The organism is Methylicorpusculum sp. (assembly GCF_030651835.1).
In the GTDB taxonomy this organism is placed as follows: Bacteria; Pseudomonadota; Gammaproteobacteria; order Methylococcales; family Methylomonadaceae; genus Methylicorpusculum.
The window spans coordinates 1-23,863 of record NZ_JAUSBX010000118.1; the positions used below are offsets into that span (position 1 = coordinate 1).

Consider the following 23,863-nt stretch of genomic DNA (forward strand, 5'->3'; position numbering starts at 1 on the left):
CTTCGATGCTGTCTTGAAAGGGTTCCAAGCCTCGCAGAATATCAGCCAAATCACAACCCTGCTTCTTCCGATACACGACTCGATCGTGCTCGTCAATCAGTTGCGTCACCACATTCGTTGAATGCAAATCCATTCCACCGTTTAGTTTCATGTCTGTCTCCTCGGTTGTTTCGATCAACACCCTTTTATACCACTCAGGGCTCCGATCGGGGAGACAGGCTAGATGATTATCAGGTCTTGTAATCAAGCATTTTGATATTGCAAATACACAAGCTCTGATTGGAATTGTGGTAACACTCTTTAAAACCATGCCGTTATTTAAAGCTATTCGTAATTATTTCAAATACTCACGATAAACATCGAAGCCGAAACCGTTAACCCCAGCGACCAGAACATAAACCGATCCAATTGCCTGCCCATTTCTTCAAATCGCTTGTCTATTTGCTTCATGACCACATAGATCCATTCACTTTGCGCTTTGAGTTCTTCGCTCTGATTCTTCAGCGTTTCTTCAACCTCGGCCATTCGCACATACAATTCTGTTTTACAAACCATTGGAGGCATGCGAAACGTTTTTCCGCTAGTCACTCGGCTTGATTGCTTTTTAATAAACGCGATGTCTTGTTGGGCCTGCATGACGGGACAGTTTGCAATTGGGTTTGCATTTTGATCGCGAACATATGTGTCTGCATACAACCTTGTTTAAATAAGTCAGCATGTTTAGCACTGAAACGTTTGCCAGATCAGCGGGTACGGCTTCGGTGCTTATTATTCAGTCTAAAGTTTCACCTGATTATCAAGATGCTTCAGCTCTAACTCTTTATCCATTGTCGACCGCGTCATTTCGGTAGGGATTGCCGAAATCCAGACTACATGGACAGCACGAAGCTTGCCATTCATGGCACTGGATGCCCGTTTCGGACGGGCATGACGTATTTATGGATTTAGCTGAAACATGTTAATAATCAGGAAGACAGCTTCATTGAACATCTGGTCTTGCCATCCAGCTATGATGGGTTTGTACTCCAACCCATCCTTACGCCTTGAACAATTTCTCCAACGTATCGACAAACAAGATACGCTCTACCCATTGATCCAACTGGGCTTTATCGGCCTGGTTGATTTTCTCTTCTACCCAATCAGGACAACCGCCGAATTTCAGTTGAATTTGTTTCAGGAGCATTTGAGCCTCTCCTTGCATTTCTCCTTCTTGTCTTCCTTCTTGTCTTCCTTCTTGCCTGCCTTCTTCTCTTAATATCTGTGCTAATCCCATACGTGCCTCCGCTTCGGATAAATAGTCTTTACGATAGGTTTCGATTTCATCTTCTGTTAGGTCCGTATAATAATCGACAAAGTCGATATATTTTAGTTGCTTTTTTGGGTCGGGCTCCAGTTGCACTAGACCCAATTGTGCATCGTGGTAGATATCCAGCTTTTGTTCTTCGGCATAACGCATATTGGGTAAGTTCAGGCGGGCGACGATGTTATCACTATTGCGGTAATCGTCGGCCGACCGTTTTTTCAGTTCACAACTGATATACTGAAAACTCAGGTAGGTATGCCGTTCGCCGCCTAAATGCAATTCGTAGGGATGACGGCCCTGATCCAGAAAAATAACGACCGGAACCACCCGTTCGGTTTTTGCCAATTCGGATAAATCCAGACAATAATGCGCAAGGCGATGAATGGAAAAACGCCGTGCTTCGGTTTCTTCTTCCAGAAGAAACAAAATCACTTCGCGACGGCCATCGGGCCATTCGACGAGTAACGGCGTATCCAATTCGTGAAAGCGGTCGCCGAGCCTTTCTTTAAGCTGTTCTTGTCGAAACGGGATAATGCGCGCTTGTTGCAAATCGTCGTGCGCTTCCTCTGCGGCAAAAAACTGCAAGGCTTGAACGGGGTAATCCAGAATCAGGTTTTTAAAGTTTTGATCGTGCATGAATGTTTTTTTTGGGGAACTCATTTCAACATGAAATCACTGACACCATTCCGGGTATGAAAAACCTAGGTCAGGTCTTTCAATCAAGCATTTTGATATTACAAATACACAAGCTCTGATTGGAATTGTGGTAAGACTTTTTAAAAAAAGTGCCGTTATTTAAAGCTATTATTTTTATTCTCCAACCATATCATTGTTGCCTTGGCAAACTCTGAAAATTCGCTCAAATGATATTTTACAATGTTGTGGACGATTTCCCAGTTGATGCTTTCATAGCTATGCACCGCAATATTTCGAAAGCCAACTGATTTTTTTAGTTTGGTTGCCAGCTCTTTATCCAAAATTTGTTCTTGAGCCAGCAAATCAAAAGTTTCGCCCATGGTACCGGGCGGAGGCACTGACAGGCTTGCTATTAGGTGTGCGCCAATATCTACTGAGAGTTGCACTGCTCGACTTAGATTGAGAGAGATAATGTCTTGCAAGTCATAATCTGTAGCCAATGTGTTTACGTCAGCCGGGAATTTGGCTTCAATACGTTGCAAACAGCGATGCAGTGAATCCAGTTTTTGTTCTATTACTTCCCGAGCCATGCTTTCCGCCTTTCTGAAAGTATTCTATTTCTATAAGGCATAAAGTCGGCTTGTTCGATTAAATGCCGGCTGATTAAGTTACCAAACAAAGTGTCGTTGCCAAGTATGCGTCGACCGTGAAGTACAATTTGACCGAGTAAGGGTTCAGGCGCGGTCGTTAAATCAATTAAATCGACTGGCCGCCCGGTTACTTCAGCCAAAGCTTGTATCAAAGCCATTTTTTCATCCGCGCTTAGTGGATGTTGCATGGCTACGGCGATATCCAAGTCGCTGTCAGTTCGTTGGCGACCGGTAACGACCGAACCAAAAAGTATTGCCAAGGTGATGCCGCCGAAGTTCGTCAAGACCTTTTGTACGCTTGCTTCAATCCGTGATAGCGCTTCTGTAGCATCTTCTATTTTTGGCATGCAATTTTCTTACTGTAAATTCTTGGCTCGGTGGATGCGATGAGTAACATCAATTAAATGCTAAGGCATAGAGGGCATTTTTTCTTAAACATGGTATTTGTATAAAGGCTTCAGCGTTGATAACTTGAATCCAAGATTCATTCAAGAACCCCCTGCCGAAGATTTAATCAGCGACTCCTTGGCTCTTGCAATGCAGATAATCCATTATTTGCAAACTCAAGCAAGCCGTTATAAGCCGTTTTTTTTATTACCGCTCTAATGATGTCAGGTTCGATATTAAGATAATCATGCACAAGCGCATTTCTCATGCCAATAATTTTACGCCATTCTACGTCATTAACTGCCTCAACACCTTGCTGCGATAGCTTTTCGAACGCAGCATAGGCATCGGCAGGCGCTATTTTAAATAAGGTGTAATTCCAGTGTTTGGCGATGCCGATACAGGCTTCTATGAGTACTTGCAAAGTGCGCTCGGCAGCCCGATACTCATAACGACTTAAATTTCTTTGATTGATGATATCGGTCAAACCTTGCAATTCACTTTTCAATTCCCCAAGATGCTCCCTCATCGAGAAAATATAGGTATCATCCATTGCTTGCCCTCATAACCTGCTGATTTCGATAGTGATAAAGGTAGTCAATTTCCCATTTCGACATGATGCGCTGCAGTTCTTGAGCCTGACGATAAGCATTTTTACTGAGTAATAATTCGCCGTTTGTTAGCACGGACATGGCTAGCGGAATAGGCGCAGCATTGATATCTAAAATACTTAATTTTCCCTCAGACAAATTTAATGTATTTTGCCAGTCTAAAGCGAGTAACTCGACGCTCAATTACATCTTTTTCCCAGGCTTTAAAGGCAACTGCTAGGTCAATATCGCTGTTTTCATGCGCACTTCCTTTTGCGTACGAGCCGTATAACCAAAGCAGTTCTATATTGTCGTTTGATTTTGCCAACTGAACTAACTGGGCTTTTAACTGATTGAAATCCATAGAGACTGGCATCATGTCGATGATTTACTTAAACACATCCCCGACGCTCAATTTCAGCGCACATATTATCCGTTGCTGCCAGTAATTTGGGCACGAAGCCCTGGCTCCAGCAATTCTCAATTTGAAGGAAAAAAGGGTTGGGAGAAGCTTTTCGAGGATGTCGGCAGCAGGGAGATGCTGCCGCCAAGCCTCCTAGGAGGGGTTTACGGCGTTCCTCGAAAGGCTTTTCCCCAGCCCAAAGTGACGCTGAAAATATTAAACTGGGAATTGCTGCCATGGCCCGATTGCAAAGCGTTGTTTAGAATAACTGGGTCTTCAACGTATTCGTGAACCATTTGGTTTCTAAGGTTACGCATCGTCATCCATTCGCGGCTGATTTTATCAAGCCCAATCCTTCGGCAAGATCAAGATTATCGATGGCAAAAGCTGTTTTTTCACCTAATGCGGTTTCTTCCAAGCGGAGGATTTGTTCAAGACCAAAATTACCATTAAATAATCGTTCATCTGTCGTTTTAAGATGCTTGCATTCTTTGCGCACGACTCGAACCAAAAAATGCAATCGCAATACGATTTTTGGTTGCACAGTCATAACATTATCCCTTCTTTTATGGCAATGTCGTGAATGGGCAAGTGCATAAGATTAGGTGCGTTGAGCAGCACATCCACTTTACGTCCACTCATAACACGCGAGACTTGTGCAGGCATTTTTGTCGCTATAAGTACCGGATTGTCAACGGGTTCCGGCAATTCAAGCATAAGATCGAGATCGCCGCCTAACGCAGATTCGTTAAGTCTGGATCCGAAAACCCATACTCGAGCTTGATTTCCGGCAATTTGGAGAGCAAGTTGTCGAATCTCGCTTACCTTAAATGTAGCAAATCACAAGTCAAAGCCATATTTTGGCAAAATCGAAGTGAATTCTACATTTTCCCAAGTCAAACTCGATGCTCTCCTTGCTGGCATCCAGTATCTTAATGTACCGCCCTTCCTGCAAGTGATAGATCTTAGCAATTGAATCCAGAGGATCTACAATCACATAATATTTAACGCCTTCCCGCTCATACAGTTTAAATTTGGTAGTACGGTCCTTGTGCGCGGTGGCTTTGGACAGTATTTCGAAAATCAATTTGGGCGCTTTACTTAAATAAGCACTTTTTTCCAACTCACCACAAAACACCAAATTATCTGGCTGGACCGTCGTTTCTTCGTCGATTTTCCAGTCAACCGGCAGTAAGGCGCGACATTCTTCACAATTTTCCAAACCACGCTCTAACTGACTGGCAATGTGTTGACTTATTGCTTGGTGAGCAATGCTGGGTGAAGGACTCATTGCGTGAGCCAGTCCGTAAATGAGCTCCCATCGGCCTTCCCATTGCACATAGTCCTCGTAAGTGTAATGAGGCAAATCTTCTGCGCTTGGCGTGCTCATAAGTTAGCTCTTATTGCTATCAGAGAAAAAAACAATGGCGGGTTATCGCGTTGCAATGCTTTGATTCTCATCAATTGATATCCATGCGTTTTTCGAGACTGGGATAGTAAAGTAAATTGAATCACCATTACTTCGAATAACCCGGATTCCGTTAAACTTCAACCTGGCTACCTGCTAATTTTGGTGGATATTTTATTCAATATGTCTTGCTCTTACCGATACTTATCAAAATCATCTAAAGATTTAACTATTTCAACTTCTTTTGCCAATAGTTCAATTTCTTGCTTCAAGCTTTCGTATTCGGCTAGCTTTATATCGAGAAAACGTTTGGTCAACATCCCTTTTTGCGTGATTCCCATTGGCGTTAACAAATACACGTAGGCCATGCGGTTTTGACTATTACGAAAATTTTGTATTTTGATAAACCCGCGATCGAGTAATGCCTTGAGACAATAATTAATTTTACCTACGCTCACACCCAAATTTTCAGCCAACTCACGCTGGTTCATCTGCGAATTGTTTTCCAACAAACGGAGTACGCGCAAGTGGGTTTCTTCGTGCAAAAAACCTGACGGTTTATCGTCGTTTTCCATTGAAGTTATTAAAAAGAACAAACGAGAATGGTGTTTAAGATGATCTTACTTTGTTTTGTAAAGAGCACGCTACCGCCCTACTGTGTCACGATCAGCAAGCGCGGCAATCTGTTCAACGATTGAACGCACTATAGCATTGATTTTTCTTAAGGGGAATATTCGAATTGTTAACCGAAACTTAGCTGGTTTTCTTTAAATGCATGATGTCAAATTTTGCCTGAGTAGGCTTACCGAGAAACTCCAATAAAACCAAAGCTCGTGACTCTCCGTCTGACATCTGATAAATGGCCTCCAACCCGGAAAAAGGGCCGGTGGTGATTTGTACTTTTTCACCTTGATTAAATAATTTATCAGGCTCACCCGCCTTCAAATTATTTTCTACCTTTTGCAGAGCATTAATCAATTCATCGCCGACTTTTGCAATTTCTCCACCAAAAGAAACCGGTGCCTGCACACCTTTGGTAGATCGAATGGCGTTCCAATTCAATGCATTGTCTGAATAAATAAACAGATAACGGGGAAACAAAGGTTCAATACAAATGTATATTTGCCCTCGTCTTACTCGTTCGGCTTTAAACGTTGGCAAATAACACCGAAATCCTTGTCTTGCCAAATTTTCAACTGCTCGTGTTTCCTGTCGAGGTTTGGTATGTATGACATGCCACGTCATCTTAGCGGGATATTCAAATAAGTTTGATGCAATGGCTTATTTAATGATGATAACCAGCACGGTTGCTGACACGACTAAGCCTAGTGTCCAATACATGAAACGATCCAGTCTTCGATTCATTTCCATAAAACCTGTGTTCATATCTTTGCGCATTTCTTCAAATCTTTTATCCACTAGCTCAAAACGCTTGTCGACTTGCTCAAAACGTTTATCAACCTGCTCGAAGCGTCTTTCCATCTGTTCGAACCGTTTATCCATTGCGTCGAAGCCTTGTATCATCAGATCTCTCTGGTGTTTCAACTCTTCTTCTACTCTTACGGTACGCTCTCTAAGGTCTAACTCATATCGTACGTTGGCATTATTTTTTTCATCAGGTTGCCTGGCTATTATTTGCTCCACCAGTCGCTCAATTTCCAAGATGTCTTCTTTGGCCAACATAAGATCTTATTCCTGATATTTTTAATGACTTTTTACCACAAAAGAAGAATTTCAGACATATGACTTGCCTATACCTGAAGTGATTCATCTACTTATACCAACAATAAATCTTTCTTAAACTCTAACACATTCATTTCAACTTTAGAAAGCCAAGGACTTCATGCTCCCTTATCCTAGTCTTTTTTTGTCGTACATCAATAGCCATACTTTTGAATAAACAAAAAAACCAGACACCTTTCCAGATGTCTGGCTTTCAGTTTGACGCTAGGCTTTTATTTTTTTGGTGTACTCGTCAATATAATATCCGCTTTATTTTTTTCTACTGTTTTTTCACCGATTCCCTTGACCTTAGCCAGATCATCAACCGATTTAAAATCACCCTCTTTTGTTCGATGTTCGATTATTGCCTCGGCTTTCTTGATTCCAATGCCATTAAGTGAGTTCGCAATGGTCTCTGCATCTGCAGTATTGATGTTAACTGGTTCAGCAAAGGCGTTGAATGTAATGAATGCGGATAAAGCCAATAAGTATTTCATTTTCTACTCCAGGAGTTTTGCTTGATACACAGCATTTAGTGATTGATGTTCGCTTAATGCCGCCCAATTGAAACTCTAGACATTCCTATGAAAATTACAATTCGCCACAGAGTATTTACTAGACATAATTTCAAATTATTGATTAAGCTCACACTCTAAATTTACTCAACCGTCATTACCGGCCAATGGCGTAATAGCTCAGACCGCTATTTCTAACGATATTAGGCTCATACATGTTACGGCCGTCGAAGATGACTTTATCTTTTAACTGGCGGCTGAGCTGGTCAAAATCAGGGCTGCGGAACTGCTTCCACTCCGTCACAATAACCAGAGCATCTGCTTCAGTGAACGCTTCATTTTGAGTTTTGCTATAAAAAAGCCCCTGTTTATCGCCGTATATACGCTCTGCTTCTTCCATAGCTTCGGGATCATAAGCTCTAACTGTGGCACCGGCAGCTATCAAGGCTTCTATCAAAACCCGGCTGGGTGCTTCTCTCATATCATCGGTATTGGGTTTGAAGGACAATCCCCACATGGCAAATACTTTACCCTTCACATTCCCTTGATAATGATCATTAATTTTTTCAAATAAGCGCTGCTTTTGGCGATCATTGACATTTTCCACGGCAGATAACAGCTCGGCATGGTAGCCGACTTCCTTGGCAGTTCTTTCCAATGCTTTTACATCTTTAGGGAAACAAGAACCACCATAGCCGCAGCCTGGATAAATAAAGCTGTAACCTATTCTGCTGTCGGAACCGATACCCTGACGCACATGTTCGATATCGGCGCCTAATTTTTCAGCCAGATTGGCTAATTCGTTCATGAAACTGATCTTGGTCGCCAGCATCGCGTTAGCGGCATACTTGGTCAACTCAGCAGAACGGACATCCATCGCAATGACCCGTTCCCTGCTCCTGTTAAAAGGGGCATACAACGCTTTGAGTAATTCTGCCGTTCGTGGATTGTCTGTGCCGATAACGATACGATCCGGTTTCATAAAATCGTCAATTGCCGCACCTTCTTTTAAAAACTCGGGATTGGATACGACATCAAATTCATAGTCCTTGCCCCGTGCTTTCAACACTTCAAGCATTCTGTTCTTAACTTTATCTGCAGTCCCTACCGGTACTGTCGACTTATCTATGACAACCCGATAGCCTTCCATATGTTCTGCAATGCTTTTGGCAACCGCCAATACATATTGCAAATCAGCAGAACCGTCTTCATCCGGCGGAGTTCCTACAGCAATAAACTGAAACAAACCGTGTTCGACTGCTTCCTTCGCATCTGACGTAAAACGTAAGCGTCCGGCAGCCTGGTTTTCCTTTACCATAGCGTCTAATCCTGGCTCAAAGATAGGAATAATTCCTTGTTTCAGCTTTTCTGTTTTTACCTGATCCACATCCATACAGATGACATCATTGCCGACTTCCGCCAAACAAGTTCCCGTCACCAAGCCCACATAGCCACTGCCAAATACGGTAATTTTCATAACTGATATCTAACCCTTTTCAATCCGGTTTAAAGTTAAAAACATATTTTAGTAACAAAATGACTGTAGACTAACATGATTGCCAAGTTTTTCGAATCAGTTAAAATCTGACCATGGACAAAACTATAATTTCAGTTCAGCAATTGATGAGCGGCTTTTCGCAAACCGATTCGCTGCAAATAGAGAAGGCTCTCGCCATTGTCAGCCAGACGGATGCGAGCCCGCCCAGCCTCAGGCCCAGAGGGATTGATGTCGCCATGATATTGATGGCGGTACACATCGATGTGGAGACCATTTTGGCCGCTCTCCTTAGTGATTCCCGCATTGCCGGACGTATTAGCGAGTCTGACATTGAATATCAATTCGGCTCGACCGTCGCGGCGCTGGTCAAAGATGTCAATTGGCTTAACAAACTAACCGTATATAACCTTGAAATGGCCAATCAGCCCAATCAGGCTGAAATATTACGGCGCATGTTGTTGGCCATGACTCATGATGTCCGGGCTGTCCTCATTAAACTCGCATACCGTATTCAACGGTTACGTAATCTTCACAGTGAAGATTACGATATGCGCCGTTTTATCGCGCAAGAGTCTTTAGATATTTATGCTCCGCTGGCAAATCGGCTGGGAATTAATCAGTTCAAATGGGAATTGGAAGATCTGGCTTTCCGTTATCTTGATCCTCAAAACTACCGTTTCATTGCAAAGTCTCTGGCGGATAACAGGAATCAGCGGGAAGCCTGTATTCAATCCTTCAAAGAAACATTATCCCAAGCGCTGGAAAATGAACATATTAAAGCGAAGGTTTATGGGCGCCCCAAACATATCTACAGCATCTGGAACAAGATGTTCCGGAAAAATCTGGCGTTTGAAGATTTGTACGACCTGTTGGCCGTGCGCGTCATCGTTGACAATATGGCTACCTGCTATGCCGTACTCGGACTTGTACACAGCCTTTGGCAATACATCCCAAAAGAATTTGATGATTACATAGCAAACCCCAAAGAAAACGGCTATCAGTCCTTGCATACCGTCATTCTTGATGCTCAGGGAAACCGGATAGAAGTCCAAATCCGGACGCGCGATATGCACGAATTTGCTGAACTCGGGGTAGCCGCCCATTGGCGTTATAAAGAAGGCAGTCAGCACAATGCTGCAACTGCAAAAAACATCGCCTCGTTGCGTAAACTGCTTGATGAGCGCGAAAACAATGCCATTCTGATCGAAAATTTCCGTACTGAATTATTCACCGATAGAGTGTTTGTATTAACGCCAGCCGGAAAACTGGTTGACTTGATCAAAGGAGCCACACCCCTGGACTTTGCTTATGCCATCCACACAGAGATCGGACATAGCTGCCGCGGAGCTAAAGTTGACGGCCAGATAAGACCGCTGACTTATCAGCTTAAATCCGGCCAACGGGTAGAAATTATCACCGTCAAAAACGGTTACCCCAATCTTAACTGGATTGATCCCAGCTTAGGCTATCTGAAAACATCCCGTGCCATCAGTAAAGTAAAGAGCTGGTTTAAGCAACAAAAGCAATGCGAAAACATCACTATCGGTAAACAGCTATTAGACAAGGAAGTGAAACGTCTGGGGGTTAAATCACTAAACCTTGACGAGTTGATTAAGCATTTCAAAATGGAGGATAGCAACCTCTTTTTTGAATCCTTGGGCCGCGGCGAAATTAACGCTCAACAAATTGCTCATGCACTGCAAATACCCGAACTGGAACCCGCTCATTTAAGGTACAGCCCGCAAAAAAACCTGCCTAGGTCACAAATTACTGTTGGCGGCATCGACAACATTGAAACATTGCTTGCGAAATGCTGCTCTCCTGTTAAAGGTGACGATATTATTGGTTTTATTTCGCATAAAAGAGGTATTACCATCCATCGCCGCAATTGCCCTAATATCATTGCACTTGATCCGGAAAAGAAGTTACAACTCATTGCTGCCGAGTGGAATAGTGGCCAGAAAACTCGCCACATCGTACCTATCGTCATCCATGCCTATAATAGCCAAACCCTGCTAAACGATGTCTCGCAGATTTTGTTCCAATCAAAAGTTCATATTACTGATGCGTCCTTAAGGACACATACCGATTTATCTGCGATATTGTATATGTCAATTCTGATTGAAAATACCGCTCAACTGAGCCAGGTACTGAGCAAGATCAGTCAATTGCCTACCATCACGGCAGTTAAACGCAAAACCTGATTCCGCCGGCTTAGCATCGAGCCACCTCTGAAACCTTCATACGTTATGCCACAACAGCAATCCCCCTATCTTGTTCTTATCGACGGTTCCTCATTTTTGTTTCGCGCTTATCATGCGGTACCGCCATTGACCAGTCCTCAAGGGTTACCGACCAATGCGATATACGGTGTAACAAACATGCTGCGCAAGTTAATGAATGATTACCCAACCGAATACATTGCAGTGATATTCGATGCTCCGGGAAAAACCTTTCGTCATGACTTGTATGATCAATATAAAGCCCATCGGCCGCCTATGCCCGATGATTTAAGAGTACAAATTGAACCGCTGCATCGCCTAATACAAAGTATGGGCTTACCATTAATCATGGAACCTGACGTTGAAGCCGATGACGTCATCGGTGCGCTTGCCCGGCAAGCTGAACAGCGTGATTTCAAAGTCGTCATCTCGACAGGCGATAAAGACATGGCGCAATTAGTATCCGACCACATTACGCTGGACAATACGATGTCCAATACCCGCACCGATATTCAAGGCGTGATTGAAAAGTTCGGCGTCAAGCCTGCACAAATCATTGATTATTTAGCGTTAATGGGAGATAGCGTTGATAACATTCCAGGCGTACCCAAAGTGGGCCCGAAAACGGCCGCCAAATGGCTGACTGAATACGGAACGCTGGAAAACCTGGTAGCCCATGCCGATCAGATAACCGGCAAAATTGGTGAAAACTTGCGTGCCAGCCTGGATCAGCTGCCCCTTTCAAAAGTACTGACGACGATAAAATGCGATATCCCTTTGCGTTATGAATTGGATGATTTGAAAATAGCTCCCATTGACAAGGCCGATTTAGCCGCTCAGCTCACTGAACTCGGTCTTTTATCCTGGCTTAAACAATTAAACAACGCCAGCGATTTGAGTCAGGCAAAAGCTGAGAGATTAATAGAGGACTGTCCACCAGTTGAACGCGAGTATGAAACTATTTTGACTGACCAGGATTTCAACCGCTGGTTTGAACAACTGAATAAAGCTTCACTGTTTGCATTTGATACCGAAACAACCAGTCTGGACTACAGCCAGGCAGAAATTGTCGGCGTATCTTTCGCAATAGAACCCGGTAAAGCGGCTTATGTGCCTTTAGCACACGATTATCCGGATGTTCCAGAACAGCTGGATAGAGCCTTGATATTGGAAAGATTGCGCCCACTTCTCGAAAACCCCAAAAAAGCCAAGCTGGGCCAAAATCTGAAATATGACGCGAATGTACTTGCCAATTATGACATAACGCTGAAAGGCATCACTGAAGATACCATGCTGGAATCTTATGTGTTAAACAGCACTGCAACAAAACATAACATGGACGATTTAGCAAAAGAGTACCTGGGCTTAACCACCATTCATTATGAAGATGTGACAGGAAAAGGTGTCAAACAGATTTCATTCAGTGAAGTGACCCTGGAACAAGCCACGCCCTATGCCGCTGAAGACGCTGATATTACCCTGAGACTGCATCACGTTCTCAGCGCTAAACTGAAAGAGCTACCTGCGCTGCTGGCGTTATATAAGGACATAGAAATCCCGTTGCTGAGTGTTTTGTCACGCATCGAAAGAAATGGTGTTCTGATTGATTGTGCGATGCTGGCTCAACACAGCCTGGAACTGGCCGGTCAGATTACTTCAATTGAACAACATGCTCACAATCTGGCCGGTAAAACCTTCAACCTGGGTTCCCCCAAACAAATACAATCGATCATTTATGATCAGATGAACATACCCGTTATCAAAAAAACGCCCAAAGGTCAGCCATCCACTGAAGAATCGGTGCTGCAGGAACTCGCAATTGACTACCCGCTACCCAAACTGATTCTGGACTACCGCAGTATGAGTAAGCTCAAATCCACCTATACCGACAAATTACCGCAGCAGATCAACCCCAAAACCGGCCGGGTTCATACCTCATATCATCAGGCGGTAGCGGCAACAGGCAGGCTATCTTCCTCAGATCCTAACCTGCAGAATATCCCTATCCGCAGTAGTGAGGGCCGCAGAATCCGTCAGGCATTCATTTCACCTGAAGGTTATAAAATTGTCGCAGCAGATTACTCTCAAATCGAACTGCGTATCATGGCCCATTTATCAGCTGACTCAGGCTTACTGGCGGCCTTCTCGCAAGGACAGGATATTCATAGTGCAACGGCAGCCGAGGTATTTGGCGTTTCATTGGATCAGGTAACATCAGACTTAAGACGTTCCGCCAAAGCCATCAATTTTGGGCTGATTTACGGCATGTCCTCTTACGGATTGGCGCAACAGCTCGGCTTGTCGCGTGGTCAGGCCCAATCGTATATTGATTTGTATTTTGCCCGTTATCCCGGCGTAAAACAGTATATGGAAAGAATCAAAGCTGTGGCCAAAGAACAGGGCTATGTAGAAACCTTGTTCGGCCGCAGGCTTTACCTGCCAGAAATTAATTCTCGCAATGCGGCTCGCCGGCAATACGCCGAGAGAACAGCCATCAACGCACCTATGCAAGGCACTGCGGCCGATATTATTAAACGCGCAATGATATCGGTTGATCAGTGGCTGCGGCATGATAAGCCTGATGCCAAAATGATTATGCAGGTACACGATGAATTGGTTTTTGAAATAGCGGAGACCGATCTAAATAAGTGCGTAGACAGGATTCGCTCGATTATGTGCTCGGCAGCTCAGCTTGATGTTCCTATGATTGTCGATATAGGTATAGGGAATAATTGGGATGAAGCCCATTAGTAAAAATAAAATTTTTTTGGAACTTTCTTAATAACCAATTATCTCACCGTTACGCGTTAACCATACGCTGAACCGGATTAGACGTTCCCCCTCAATGATCCGGTTCCTTTCCTCTAGCCCTCAGCACTATTACTCTGAGGGCTTTTTTTTGATCCCTCAAAAATCAAATATCTGGTTCATTTAATGGATCCGGATTAAACCATTGATCCAGCAAAGCGTGAATTTCATCGATCCCGACTTTTTTCAGTGCTGAAAATAGCTGCACTGAAACCTGTATTTCAGAATTCGCGAGCTCTTTTTGCACACCCAATAACGTATTTTTGGCCGCACCATAATTTAACTTGTCCGATTTGGTCAGGAGGATATGCAACGGTATTTTGGCGTGCCGACACCAGTCAACCATCTGTTTATCGAATTCCATCATGGGATGCCGAACGTCCATAACCAAGACAATGCCGCAAAGCGCCTTACGCCCGGTTAAATAACTTTCAATCATCACATGCCATTTCTTTTTGACCTGGACCGGAACCTTGGCATAACCATAACCCGGTAAATCGACAAAGCGTTTATGCTCATCAATGGCAAAAAAATTAAGCAGTTGGGTACGACCCGGTGTCTTGCTTATTCTTGCCAAAGATTTTTGTGAAGTGAGCGTATTGATCGCACTTGATTTTCCTGCATTTGAACGGCCGGCAAATGCTATTTCAAGACCATTGTCCTCAGGAGCACTGCGCAAATCCGGCGCGCTGTTAATAAATTTTGCTTGATGATAAACTGGATTCATCGTTGTCTCGCTAAGCCTTACTAATTAGAGTAGAATTCGACCAAAACAAAGAGCTTGAACGCCTATAAGCCTTGTAATTCATACCTTTACACTTATCAAGACTAACATCACTGATTATTTTTTCCGAAGGGGAATCTGATGAAGAAAAAACTGCTGGCACTTTCCATTTCTCTGGCATCTGCGTTAACACCCAACTTGTTACACGCCGAAGCAAATAGTAACACGGGTAAAGAAAAAGCCGCCGCCTGCGCTGGATGCCACGGCGAAGACGGAAACAGCATGGTATCAACATTCCCCAAGCTTGCACAGCAGCATTCTTCTTACTTGATCAAAGAATTAAAGGCTTTCAAGACCGGCACTCGGGTTAATGCCATGATGAACCCTCTAGCTATGGGTTTGAGTGATCAAGATATCGAAGATATCGCCGCTTATTACAGCTCAAAAAAGATTTCGGCAAATACCTTGCCTACTCTTGCCGTGGATGAAGAAGATGATGAACAAGCCGATGCGGATCCCAATAAAGCGGCTAAGAGCGATATCAACCAATTGATTGCCGAAGGTAGCGATTTATACCGTAATGGCGATATTAAAAGAGAGGTCTCGGCATGCATCGCTTGTCATGGCCCTTTTGGTGAAGGTAATAAACCGGCTGCTTTTCCTGCGATTAAGTCACAACACGCTGATTATCTGATAAAAACCTTGAACGATTTCAAATCAGGGGAACGTAGCAATAACCCTGAAAATATGATGCACATGATTGCTAAAAAAATGACTGAACAAGAAATCAATTCAGTATCCTATTATATTTCCATGATGAAACCTTAAAACCTGGGATTTTCTTAACTATGCATCGGAGCAACAAAACTAAGATGATACGCCGCTTAGGCTAGGCTCCCCGAGACAACCCAACCTGAATAATTACGGCTTTTTAGATTATAGTGTTCTGCTACCCACGGCTGAGATTCAAGCAATGCTTGAATCTCAGCAATAACAGTATTTGTTTATTAGCACAAAAAAGTTCTTTGTAAGCTGTCAAAAACCTAGAGTTTTTTATTGATTAGTATAAAGCTGCCAATTTAGCTTGATCCTTGGAAAACAGGCCCAAGCTAAAGCTTATATTTAACGCATCAGCCTGGTCACTGGTCAGCTAGAAAAATCTGGATTTTTCATAATTAAAAAACCTTGAATACAAGCTTAGTAGCTAATAATCTGCCTCAACTAAACAATTGGAGATCTTTTAATGCTTATTAAAAAACCCCGTAACATACTGCTTATGTTTTTTTTGTTAGGTATTTCAACGTTACTACAGGCTGAAAGTCAGGGCTATGAAGTTTTAAGCCCGGCACAGCCTACTCAAAATCCTGACAAAATAGAAATCATTGAGTTCTTTTGGTACGGCTGTCCTCACTGCTACCATTTGGAACCTGATTTAAACAAATGGCTCAAGAGCAAGCCCGACAATGTCGAGTTTATCCGAGTGCCTGCTGTATTTAGCAGTTTATGGGAAAAACACGCAAAAGCTTATTTCACAGCTGAAGCACTAGGTGTTGTTGACAAAGTGCATGCCGACTTTTTTGATGCCGTTCAAAACAAAAAACAAACTTTAGATTCTGAGGAAGCGCTACTTAAGTTTTTCACTTCTCATGGCGTTAGCGAAGCGGATTTTAAAAATGCATTTGGCTCTTTCCTGGTAGATGCTAAAGTTCGACAAGCTAAAGCTTTGGCACCTCGTTATGGTATTACCGGTGTACCTGCTATTATTATTAACGGTAAATATAAAACGAATGGCCCTCTTGCCAAATCGCAAGAGAACATGATCAACGTGATGAATCAGTTGATTAAACAGGAAAGCGGGAAGTAGTTTTAATTACGATTAATCTGACTAGCTCCTACTTTAAAAATTAACGGCAAACAGTGTTTGCCGTCCGGATTTAACAAATGACAGTAATTCATTGATTATGGCAACGTCCCTATATCACTCAAAAAGCTCTAATTCATTTCAACTGCAGAGTGTAAGTAAGAGCTTACTATTGCAGAGGTCAGCTTTATGAACTTTTTTAATAAAGGTGATGACGACAAATGGAAAGAAAAGTACTTAAACCTTCTCGATCAGCAGGAATTGGCTGAAAAATTGAGCGTTGAGAATGAAGAGCTACTCTGCAAAACAGTCGTAAGGCTGGCTTTGATCGCAAAGGGTTTCCAAAAGCCGCTTGACCCCTATATCGACAAGATTTATGCCGCTGTTAAATCCGGACTACAAAATAGCCAACTAAAACAAGATTTAGAAGCACTAACCAGAGCGGTTTTAACGCTAAATGAAATTGAGGAGACGGACAGTGCGGAAGTTACATCCTTGCTATTCGATTTTCTGGTTAAGCTTTATTCTGATGAAACGAAAGTTGAAACATTCAGACAAATTGAGAAAAAACAACTAAATAATGAGTTTAAATCTCGCAATGATTTGTTCAATGCACTTTTGGCAGTCACAGAACCCACTCCTGATAGCAAAGAACTGCATGTACCCGAATCCGTAGATTCAACAGAGAGAATTGCAACAAAAACGGTATGCAGCCAATTGTTGATGTTGCTCAACGACCTTGAAGTTCCTTTTGAGTTTGAAGAACGCGCTCAGCTTCTGCGTGATCAGCTACAGGCATCTCATAATGCTGCGTCGCTAAAATCATTGTTAAATCAGTTTGTGTCGTTATTGGTATCCATTAAAAATCATATGGAGTCGGAACAAAATGATATTCAGGAGTTTCTGTCCTATATCACCGATCAACTGACGGAACTGGGCTTACAAGCCAGTGATGCCAATGCTGCTTCACAACAATCCACATTAAGCCGAAATAAACTGGATCAGTTTGTGGCCGAGCAGATGCAAGACTTGCAAAAAACATCCGCTAATGCAACCAATCTTGATCCATTGAAACAAATCATTAACATGCGGCTTGAAGTCATAGCTCAACAAATAAAGCTGCATCGTGAACAAGATGAACAACAGCGACTCTTTGCACAAAAACAATTGGATGAGCTTAGCTGCCGCATTCTGAAAATGGAAACGGAAGCGGTAGAACTCAAATCGAGTTTAGTGATGGCTCACAACAAGGCCTTACGGGACCCGCTCACCGGCATAGGTAATCGTATTTCTTTTGATGAACGCATGGAAACCGAATTTTCACGCTGGCTACGTTATAAAACATCGCTGTCACTCATCATTTGGGATATTGATAATTTTAAAAAAATCAATGACACTTTCGGACATAAGGCTGGGGATAAAACGCTAAAGATAATAGCGCAATTATTGAGTGAAAATTGCCGTAATTCTGACTTCCTTTGCCGTTTTGGTGGTGAAGAATTCACAATGTTACTGCCAAATACTGACAGTGAGTCAGCTTTAACTCTCGCCAATAAATTAAGAATGATTATAGAAAGAACTCGGTTTTTATCGGGTGGCAAGACTATTGAAATTACCATTTCCTGCGGCATCAGTGATTTCAAAGAAAACGATGTCCCCGAGACCGTATTTGAAAGAGCAGACCGAGCTTTGTATGAGGCGAAAAACAATGGCCGAAACCAATGCATTATTGGCTAAGGAACGAGCATGAAACAACTTCTTCAAAAACTGGAAGGGATTCGGTGGCTCGATTGATAGGTGTCGACGTCAGGGATTGACGCCGTCAAGCCTACACGGACGTATTCACGGCGTCCTGTCAGACGAGTCACCGAACCCCACAAACAGTCCTGCTTATAGAGGTTATTTTGTGCTTATTCCTAAGTCATAATGAAATTTTTTCAACTTTTGCAATATCCCCCGGCATCATAGGTTTACCGAACAAATACCCCTGATAAAATTGGCATCCTAACTGCTTGAGAATGTTCAGTTGTTGAATTGTCTCTACTCCTTCTGCCAATGTTTTGATCCCAAGACTATGGCCCATTGCGATAACTGCTTTTACTATCGCCTGATCATTTTCATCAGATCCCAAACCATCAACAAAACTCCGGTCAATTTTGAGCTTGTCCAAAGGAAAACGCTTCAGATAAGAAAGTGAAGAATAACCCGTTCCAAAGTCATCCACAGCAAGACTCACACCTAAGGTCTTTAAATTGGCAAGTGTAATCAGAGCCTGATCCGCTTGCTCCATCAAAATGCCTTCCGTAATTTCAAGTTCCAAATATTCTGCCGGCAGTCCTGTTTCATCCAGTACTTTTTTAATCAGGGAGACCACATCCTGATTTCTAAATTGAACCGGTGATAAATTTACGGCGACATACAGAGGAGGATGGCCGTTATCCAGCCATGCTTTAGCTTGCGCGCAGGCATTAAGTAGAACCCACTCGCCTAATGTGATGATCAGTCCGGTTTCTTCAGTTAACGGAATAAATTGATTGGGTGAAATAATTCCAAGCTCAGGATCATTCCAACGCAGTAAAGCCTCAACTCCGACAATTTCATGTGATGAATCGGCTATTAAAGGCTGATATTGTAAAAAAAACTCTTTCCTTTCCAGTGCACGTCTTAAACGGCTTTCCAAATTAAGGCGTTCATTTGCTAAACGCGTAAGATCTTCCGTATAAAACCGGTATGTATTTCGTCCCTGATTTTTAGCCAGATACATTGCCGAATCCGAATGCTGTATCAATTCAGTCACTGAATCGGCATCATCCGGAAACAAACTGATGCCAATACTTGCGCCAATAAAAACCGTCTGGCCATTACTTAAGGTAAAAGGTTCAGCAATGCGATCTAACAACGATAAAGCTAATTCGACAGCATCCAACGTTTTTTCCATTTGTTCAATGACCACTAAAAACTCATCACCACCCAATCGTCCTAAGCTGTCTTCCTCTCTGAGCCGGTGATTTAATCGTTGTGCGACCGTAGCCAGTAATTCATCACCCATCGGGTGACCCATGCTGTCATTAACCGTTTTAAAATGGTCCAGATCAATAAACAACACCGCTATGCGGTTACCATGACGTTGCGCAACTTCAAGCGCATGTTTTAACCTTGACTGTATCAATAAACGGTTAGGTAAATGCGTCAGTGGATCATAATGAGCCAAATGTTCCAGACGTTCTTTTGACTGTTTAATTTGACTAATATCAGTAAAAACACCCACATAATTTGAAGCGTGGCCTAGCTCGTCATGAATGGTGCTAATACTAAGAAACTGGGGATAGAGCTCGCCATTTTTTCGTCGATTCCAAATTTCCCCCCGCCAGTGACCATTGTTAATTAAATCGTCCCATAAATCATGATAAAACTTATTGTCGTGACGACATGACCTGAGAATACTCGTGCCCTTACCCAAAACCTCTTCAGCTTTGTAACCGGTAATTTCACAAAAAGCCGGATTCACGGCCACAATGATCGATGAAAGATCGGTAATAACTGCGCCATCTTTGGTATTTTCAAAAACCGCTGCAGATCGCCTTAATGCCTCTAGTGCCAATTTTTGTTCAGTTATGTCCAGCCATGCACCTAAAATCTCGATTGCATTACCGTTATCATCATATAAAACATTAAAGTCGTCTCGGACCCACCGAAACTCGCCTTGTTTATTATAAAACCGGTATTCAATAACAGCGTGTCCTACCGTAAGAAGAGAATCAACTTTTACCATCACTCTGTCTCTGTCGTCCGGATGGATTTTTTTTAACCACCAATCCTGGGCTAAAGCCTCGCTCTGGCTATAACCGAAATCCTTAACAATATTATCGCTTATCCAACTGGTGCTGTAGGTTGAATCATTAATTTTCAATGTATATAAAACAATCGGACTGGCCGCTAGCAAATTGCTGAGCCTGTCAGTCGACGTTTTCAATGCCTGTTGTTCCAGTGATAATTCAGATTGATTATTGACTTTCTTAAGAACTTCCACCATTTCATAAAAATAGCTTTCGTCTTTACGCTCATTTAATCGTGTCAATGCCGCTTTGAGTTTAACCGGAAAATAAGTATCAAAGTCTGTCTCATTTGATAAATAGTCTTCCGCACCTACTTTAAATGCGGCTATTACTGATTCAAAATCACTTGTTTCGGTTATAACAATCACAGCCAGCGATAAGCGGTGCGATCGTATATAACGCAACAATTCCAAACTGTCCCCGGCGGGAAGTTTCAAATCAAGGAGAACGGCCTGATAACGTGGAGATTGCTCAAGACGATTTATTGCATCAGCAAGCGACGAAACCTTATCAAGCAAATAAACTTCGTTGATGTTTACATTTAACACAGGAGGCACATTCGAATTAACCGCGCTATCTTCTAGGTACAAAATTTCCATAAGATTCATAGTTATTGGGTTAATTAACACAGGACAATGTAATTTTCGCAGTGAAACTCAAACATTTTATTTAGTAAAACGACATTGACGATTAGCTTATTCAAACGTCTAAAACCACAAACCAACTGAAAGTTGTCTGATAAATACAGCGGTTGATTTTTAACTAACTCTATAGATCTAATTTTAGTTTGTAATTAACAAAGTTGTGCAAAACAAATATAAACTCCTCTTTATAAACGTTATTTATCCACTTTTAAACCTTTTTGAGTTTGCCCGCATTTGATTTCTGTTTGAAATTTATAGGCCGGAATTTGCTGCAAAGAGCATGAGGAGGAACACATCAACGTCAATTTAAATTGACCCACCTGAGAAAAATAGCCGCTGCTAGCGATTAGCAGGGATGGAACTTCATGTTGACTCAGCAATTATTAGAGGACACACGCGTGTAACTAGACAAGGGCTAATCTATGAGCCATAGCTAATAAATTACAGTTATCACGCAATTCGGTGCGCCGTTATTTGCACGAAGCGGCCGACGACGAAAAAAATCTATATTCGAGCGTTCAAACAGCAGCCTAAAAAACCAGTGGTACATTTTGAAAGACCGCCAGGTCAACAGATGTGAGTGGACTTCACTATCCACTTGCCGGGGTCGGCGGAAGGTCAAAGCTTTGGTGGCTATTATGGGTTACAAGCCGGGCCGGCTAGTGTTTTAGCTACCTCATCCCCAAGAAGACAGGCAGACAGGCATTGAAAAGGCTTTGCAATACTTAGGTAGCGCGCCAAGAGATCCCGTTCGATTATGTTTCAGGAATCATAAGCCAATGAGATCATTTTGGTGGTAGCCTTCTTCGACCTTTCGCCAATCTAAACCCTTCCGGCACGGGCTTGAATTTATCGCCATCCTGCGGCCATCGTTTTGCCCGGCTCTGGAAAGCCCGTAATTCGTCAATGTGCAACGTGGCGGCAATGACAAAATCATTGTCTCCACCGCGAACCCTTGCCAAATCTCGCATAAAAGACTCCTTGGCTGGAGACCTTACACGACTATCACCGTATTTACGGTTATTCACCAAAATGGTGTAGGCGTGAATATCCAATGCTGCGGATTCGACTAGCGAGGCAAAGGTTTCCAAATCCTGATTCCAGCTTAGCACCATCAACGCATCAAGCTCCCCCTGAAATTTCACCCTAGCTTTACTGTTTTGCAACTCTGAACAAACCATCACACCAAAGTGAGTGCCATTGTGGATATAAACTGGTTTGGCTTTATCTTTGATTCTCGAATACGCCCATTTCTTGCCAAACTTAGAGGTAAGCTCTTTATCTTCGCCAACCGCCGGTTCAAGTTTGGGTTGCCAAATTCTGACGGAAGCAGGAAATCCAAGCCTATTGTCCGTCAACACAAGACAGGCCTCGCTTAGAATTTCATCTTTAGCAAAATGCCGATATTCGGTTCCCGCGATCAAACTAATCCCGGCTGAACAAAGCCTGACAGCTACACTATCAACCCAAGCCAAGGGCAGTGATAGCTCTGGAAACAGCAAATAATCGGGCTTGGGATTTAATTTAAGCGCATGATTTACCAAATCGGCAATCCGGCGATAACGCACGCGTGAAAGGTTGGACTTATTACACGCCATCGCGGCCCAATCGCTATCATCGGTTTTGAGATTGGTCAAAGCGACAACAATTTTCCGTTTATTTTCCGTCCCAACATGGACATGCTTTGCCGGTCGCGAACGTTTTTTGTTCTCCTCACTATCTTGGAGCGTAGCGATTAAAGTCGGTTTTATCCAAACCCCTCGTATTGCCTGGGTATATTTGGCCCAAATAACTGAAGGTCTTTCTTGGGATATTTTGCCATCAGCCTGCCGTAATCCTACACACTCAGGGGCAAGCTCCGAGATTTCCAAAGCCGTGAGAGGACGTGTCGGAAACAGATAGGGTAAATAACTCTCTCCTTTACGATGACGCGATTCGACAGCAGCTAGCCGAGATGATCGAGTAGTTTTCAAAAAAAGTTCAAGAACATCTGTCTTGACGAGATCAGCCGATTTCATCAGTTTCAGAATTCGACTTTCCTTCTTGCCATCACGCCGACTAAGCAAGCTACTTGCAGAACGGCTCTTCAAAATGTGTTTGTAAGGTTCCTTGGCCAGATCAGCCATTGCCACCAAAGGCGCCTTCTGATGAAACTCTTCAAAGCCAAATTTCAGATCAAGCAATTGCTCAAACACAACCAAGCTATGGAAAATGCCTTCCAAAAAGAGTTTCGCCAAGCGCTTTTCTTTGGGTGAGCGCTCATTCGATAGCAATTGATCGGGATCGTAATAACGTGTCGCCGCGTCAATAAATAACCAAGTCAAAGTGCCCTTTAAATAACCCCACAAATCCTTGCCTGCCTTTACCTCAACACCATTAACGACAATGGCTCCACCTTGTTGAACCACTGCTTTCAACTGATCAAGTGATTCATAGGCTCGTAAAACAATCCGTTCGGCTTCATGCCACTCGTTGAGGTTAATGGCAAAACCCAACAAGCGCGGCAGATAGTTGAAATGCAGCAATTCTCATTTTAAAACCCTACCCGGAGTCAGGAATTGTGCCGTTGAGTCCTTTCAGCATAAACCGCATCAAATGATCCCAGTCATCGAATGGAAGATACTGCATTAAAGCGCGAAGATGTTCAAAAAAAGTC

General features: G+C 42.9%; 23 protein-coding genes. 5 read left to right on the top strand and 18 right to left on the bottom strand.

The features are described 5' to 3' along the window. Window positions 1-339 precede the first annotated feature (339 nt). The 15 genes from Q7V32_RS15290 to Q7V32_RS15360 all read right to left on the bottom strand — a co-directional run bounded on the left by Q7V32_RS15290 (window position 340) and on the right by Q7V32_RS15360 (window position 9,091). Window positions 340-564, bottom strand: a complete 225-nt coding sequence (locus Q7V32_RS15290) for a hypothetical protein (protein WP_304897843.1) — start codon at window positions 562-564, stop codon at window positions 340-342. A gap of 472 nt (window positions 565-1,036) precedes the next feature. Beyond that, a complete protein-coding gene (locus Q7V32_RS15295) occupies window positions 1,037-1,939 on the bottom strand; it encodes a hypothetical protein (RefSeq protein ID WP_304897844.1) in 903 nt (300 codons plus the stop codon). A gap of 155 nt (window positions 1,940-2,094) precedes the next feature. Further along, window positions 2,095-2,529: a DUF86 domain-containing protein gene (locus Q7V32_RS15300; protein ID WP_304897845.1), complete on the bottom strand. Its 435-nt coding sequence runs from the start codon at window positions 2,527-2,529 to the stop codon at window positions 2,095-2,097. Continuing rightward, window positions 2,514-2,936: a nucleotidyltransferase domain-containing protein gene (locus Q7V32_RS15305; RefSeq protein WP_304897846.1), complete on the bottom strand. Its 423-nt coding sequence runs from the start codon at window positions 2,934-2,936 to the stop codon at window positions 2,514-2,516. Before Q7V32_RS15305 ends, Q7V32_RS15300 begins: the two co-directional genes overlap by 16 nt. Window positions 2,937-3,103: 167 nt before the next feature. After that, on the bottom strand, window positions 3,104-3,529 hold the full coding sequence (locus Q7V32_RS15310; protein ID WP_304897847.1) for a DUF86 domain-containing protein: 426 nt from the start codon (window positions 3,527-3,529) through the stop codon (window positions 3,104-3,106). Beyond that, on the bottom strand, window positions 3,522-3,668 hold the full coding sequence (locus Q7V32_RS15315) for a hypothetical protein (RefSeq protein ID WP_304897848.1): 147 nt from the start codon (window positions 3,666-3,668) through the stop codon (window positions 3,522-3,524). The genes Q7V32_RS15310 and Q7V32_RS15315 overlap by 8 nt, the downstream gene beginning before the upstream one ends. Window positions 3,669-3,717: 49 nt before the next feature. Further along, a complete protein-coding gene (locus tag Q7V32_RS15320) occupies window positions 3,718-3,945 on the bottom strand; it encodes a nucleotidyltransferase domain-containing protein (protein ID WP_304897849.1) in 228 nt (75 codons plus the stop codon). Between the two features lie 343 nt (window positions 3,946-4,288). Next, window positions 4,289-4,519 (bottom strand): hypothetical protein, encoded by a 231-nt coding sequence (locus Q7V32_RS15325; protein ID WP_304897850.1) that lies wholly within the window; start codon window positions 4,517-4,519, stop codon window positions 4,289-4,291. Further along, window positions 4,516-4,785 (bottom strand): nucleotidyltransferase domain-containing protein, encoded by a 270-nt coding sequence (locus Q7V32_RS15330; protein ID WP_304897865.1) that lies wholly within the window; start codon window positions 4,783-4,785, stop codon window positions 4,516-4,518. The genes Q7V32_RS15325 and Q7V32_RS15330 overlap by 4 nt, the downstream gene beginning before the upstream one ends. A 31-nt stretch (window positions 4,786-4,816) precedes the next feature. Continuing rightward, window positions 4,817-5,359 (bottom strand): Uma2 family endonuclease, encoded by a 543-nt coding sequence (locus Q7V32_RS15335; RefSeq protein ID WP_304897851.1) that lies wholly within the window; start codon window positions 5,357-5,359, stop codon window positions 4,817-4,819. A gap of 212 nt (window positions 5,360-5,571) precedes the next feature. Next, window positions 5,572-5,952, bottom strand: a complete 381-nt coding sequence (locus Q7V32_RS15340) for a MarR family EPS-associated transcriptional regulator (RefSeq protein WP_304897852.1) — start codon at window positions 5,950-5,952, stop codon at window positions 5,572-5,574. Window positions 5,953-6,130: 178 nt separating this feature from the next. Then, window positions 6,131-6,622: a transcription/translation regulatory transformer protein RfaH gene (rfaH, locus tag Q7V32_RS15345; protein WP_304897853.1), complete on the bottom strand. Its 492-nt coding sequence runs from the start codon at window positions 6,620-6,622 to the stop codon at window positions 6,131-6,133. 36 nt (window positions 6,623-6,658) lie between these two features. Further along, window positions 6,659-7,060: a hypothetical protein gene (locus Q7V32_RS15350; protein ID WP_304897854.1), complete on the bottom strand. Its 402-nt coding sequence runs from the start codon at window positions 7,058-7,060 to the stop codon at window positions 6,659-6,661. Between the two features lie 272 nt (window positions 7,061-7,332). Further along, window positions 7,333-7,596, bottom strand: a complete 264-nt coding sequence (locus tag Q7V32_RS15355) for a ComEA family DNA-binding protein (protein WP_304897855.1) — start codon at window positions 7,594-7,596, stop codon at window positions 7,333-7,335. A 175-nt stretch (window positions 7,597-7,771) separates the two neighbouring features. After that, complete coding sequence (locus Q7V32_RS15360; RefSeq protein WP_304897856.1) at window positions 7,772-9,091, bottom strand: UDP-glucose/GDP-mannose dehydrogenase family protein; 1,320 nt, start codon at window positions 9,089-9,091, stop codon at window positions 7,772-7,774. 113 nt (window positions 9,092-9,204) lie between these two features. Here Q7V32_RS15360 and Q7V32_RS15365 point away from each other — a divergent pair, with 113 nt between their 5' ends. Together Q7V32_RS15365 and polA are read left to right on the top strand one after the other, a co-directional pair. Continuing rightward, window positions 9,205-11,316: a bifunctional (p)ppGpp synthetase/guanosine-3',5'-bis(diphosphate) 3'-pyrophosphohydrolase gene (locus Q7V32_RS15365; RefSeq protein WP_304897857.1), complete on the top strand. Its 2,112-nt coding sequence runs from the start codon at window positions 9,205-9,207 to the stop codon at window positions 11,314-11,316. 45 nt (window positions 11,317-11,361) lie between these two features. Then, window positions 11,362-14,085 (top strand): DNA polymerase I, encoded by a 2,724-nt coding sequence (gene polA / locus Q7V32_RS15370; protein ID WP_304897858.1) that lies wholly within the window; start codon window positions 11,362-11,364, stop codon window positions 14,083-14,085. 163 nt (window positions 14,086-14,248) lie between these two features. Here the strand turns inward: polA and yihA are convergent, their stop codons facing one another. Continuing rightward, entirely contained in the window at window positions 14,249-14,869 is a 621-nt protein-coding gene (yihA, locus tag Q7V32_RS15375) for a ribosome biogenesis GTP-binding protein YihA/YsxC (protein WP_304897859.1), read from the bottom strand. A gap of 138 nt (window positions 14,870-15,007) precedes the next feature. On the opposite strand from yihA, the gene Q7V32_RS15380 reads away from it, so the two are divergent. The 3 genes from Q7V32_RS15380 (at window position 15,008) to Q7V32_RS15390 (ending at window position 18,464) form a co-directional block, all read left to right on the top strand. After that, the gene (locus tag Q7V32_RS15380; protein WP_304897860.1) at window positions 15,008-15,694 is read left to right on the top strand and encodes a cytochrome c; all 687 of its coding nucleotides are present in this window, start codon (window positions 15,008-15,010) and stop codon (window positions 15,692-15,694) included. 415 nt (window positions 15,695-16,109) lie between these two features. Beyond that, on the top strand, window positions 16,110-16,730 hold the full coding sequence (locus Q7V32_RS15385) for a thiol:disulfide interchange protein DsbA/DsbL (protein ID WP_304897861.1): 621 nt from the start codon (window positions 16,110-16,112) through the stop codon (window positions 16,728-16,730). Window positions 16,731-16,916: 186 nt separating this feature from the next. Next, window positions 16,917-18,464, top strand: coding sequence for a GGDEF domain-containing protein (locus Q7V32_RS15390; protein WP_304897862.1), 1,548 nt, complete (start codon window positions 16,917-16,919; stop codon window positions 18,462-18,464). A gap of 184 nt (window positions 18,465-18,648) precedes the next feature. On the opposite strand, the gene Q7V32_RS15395 is transcribed toward Q7V32_RS15390, so the two are convergent. Together Q7V32_RS15395 and Q7V32_RS15400 are read right to left on the bottom strand one after the other, a co-directional pair. After that, window positions 18,649-21,171, bottom strand: coding sequence for an EAL domain-containing protein (locus Q7V32_RS15395; RefSeq protein WP_304897863.1), 2,523 nt, complete (start codon window positions 21,169-21,171; stop codon window positions 18,649-18,651). Window positions 21,172-21,992: 821 nt separating this feature from the next. Further along, window positions 21,993-23,732: a hypothetical protein gene (locus tag Q7V32_RS15400; protein ID WP_304897864.1), complete on the bottom strand. Its 1,740-nt coding sequence runs from the start codon at window positions 23,730-23,732 to the stop codon at window positions 21,993-21,995. Window positions 23,733-23,863: the final 131 nt, after the last annotated feature.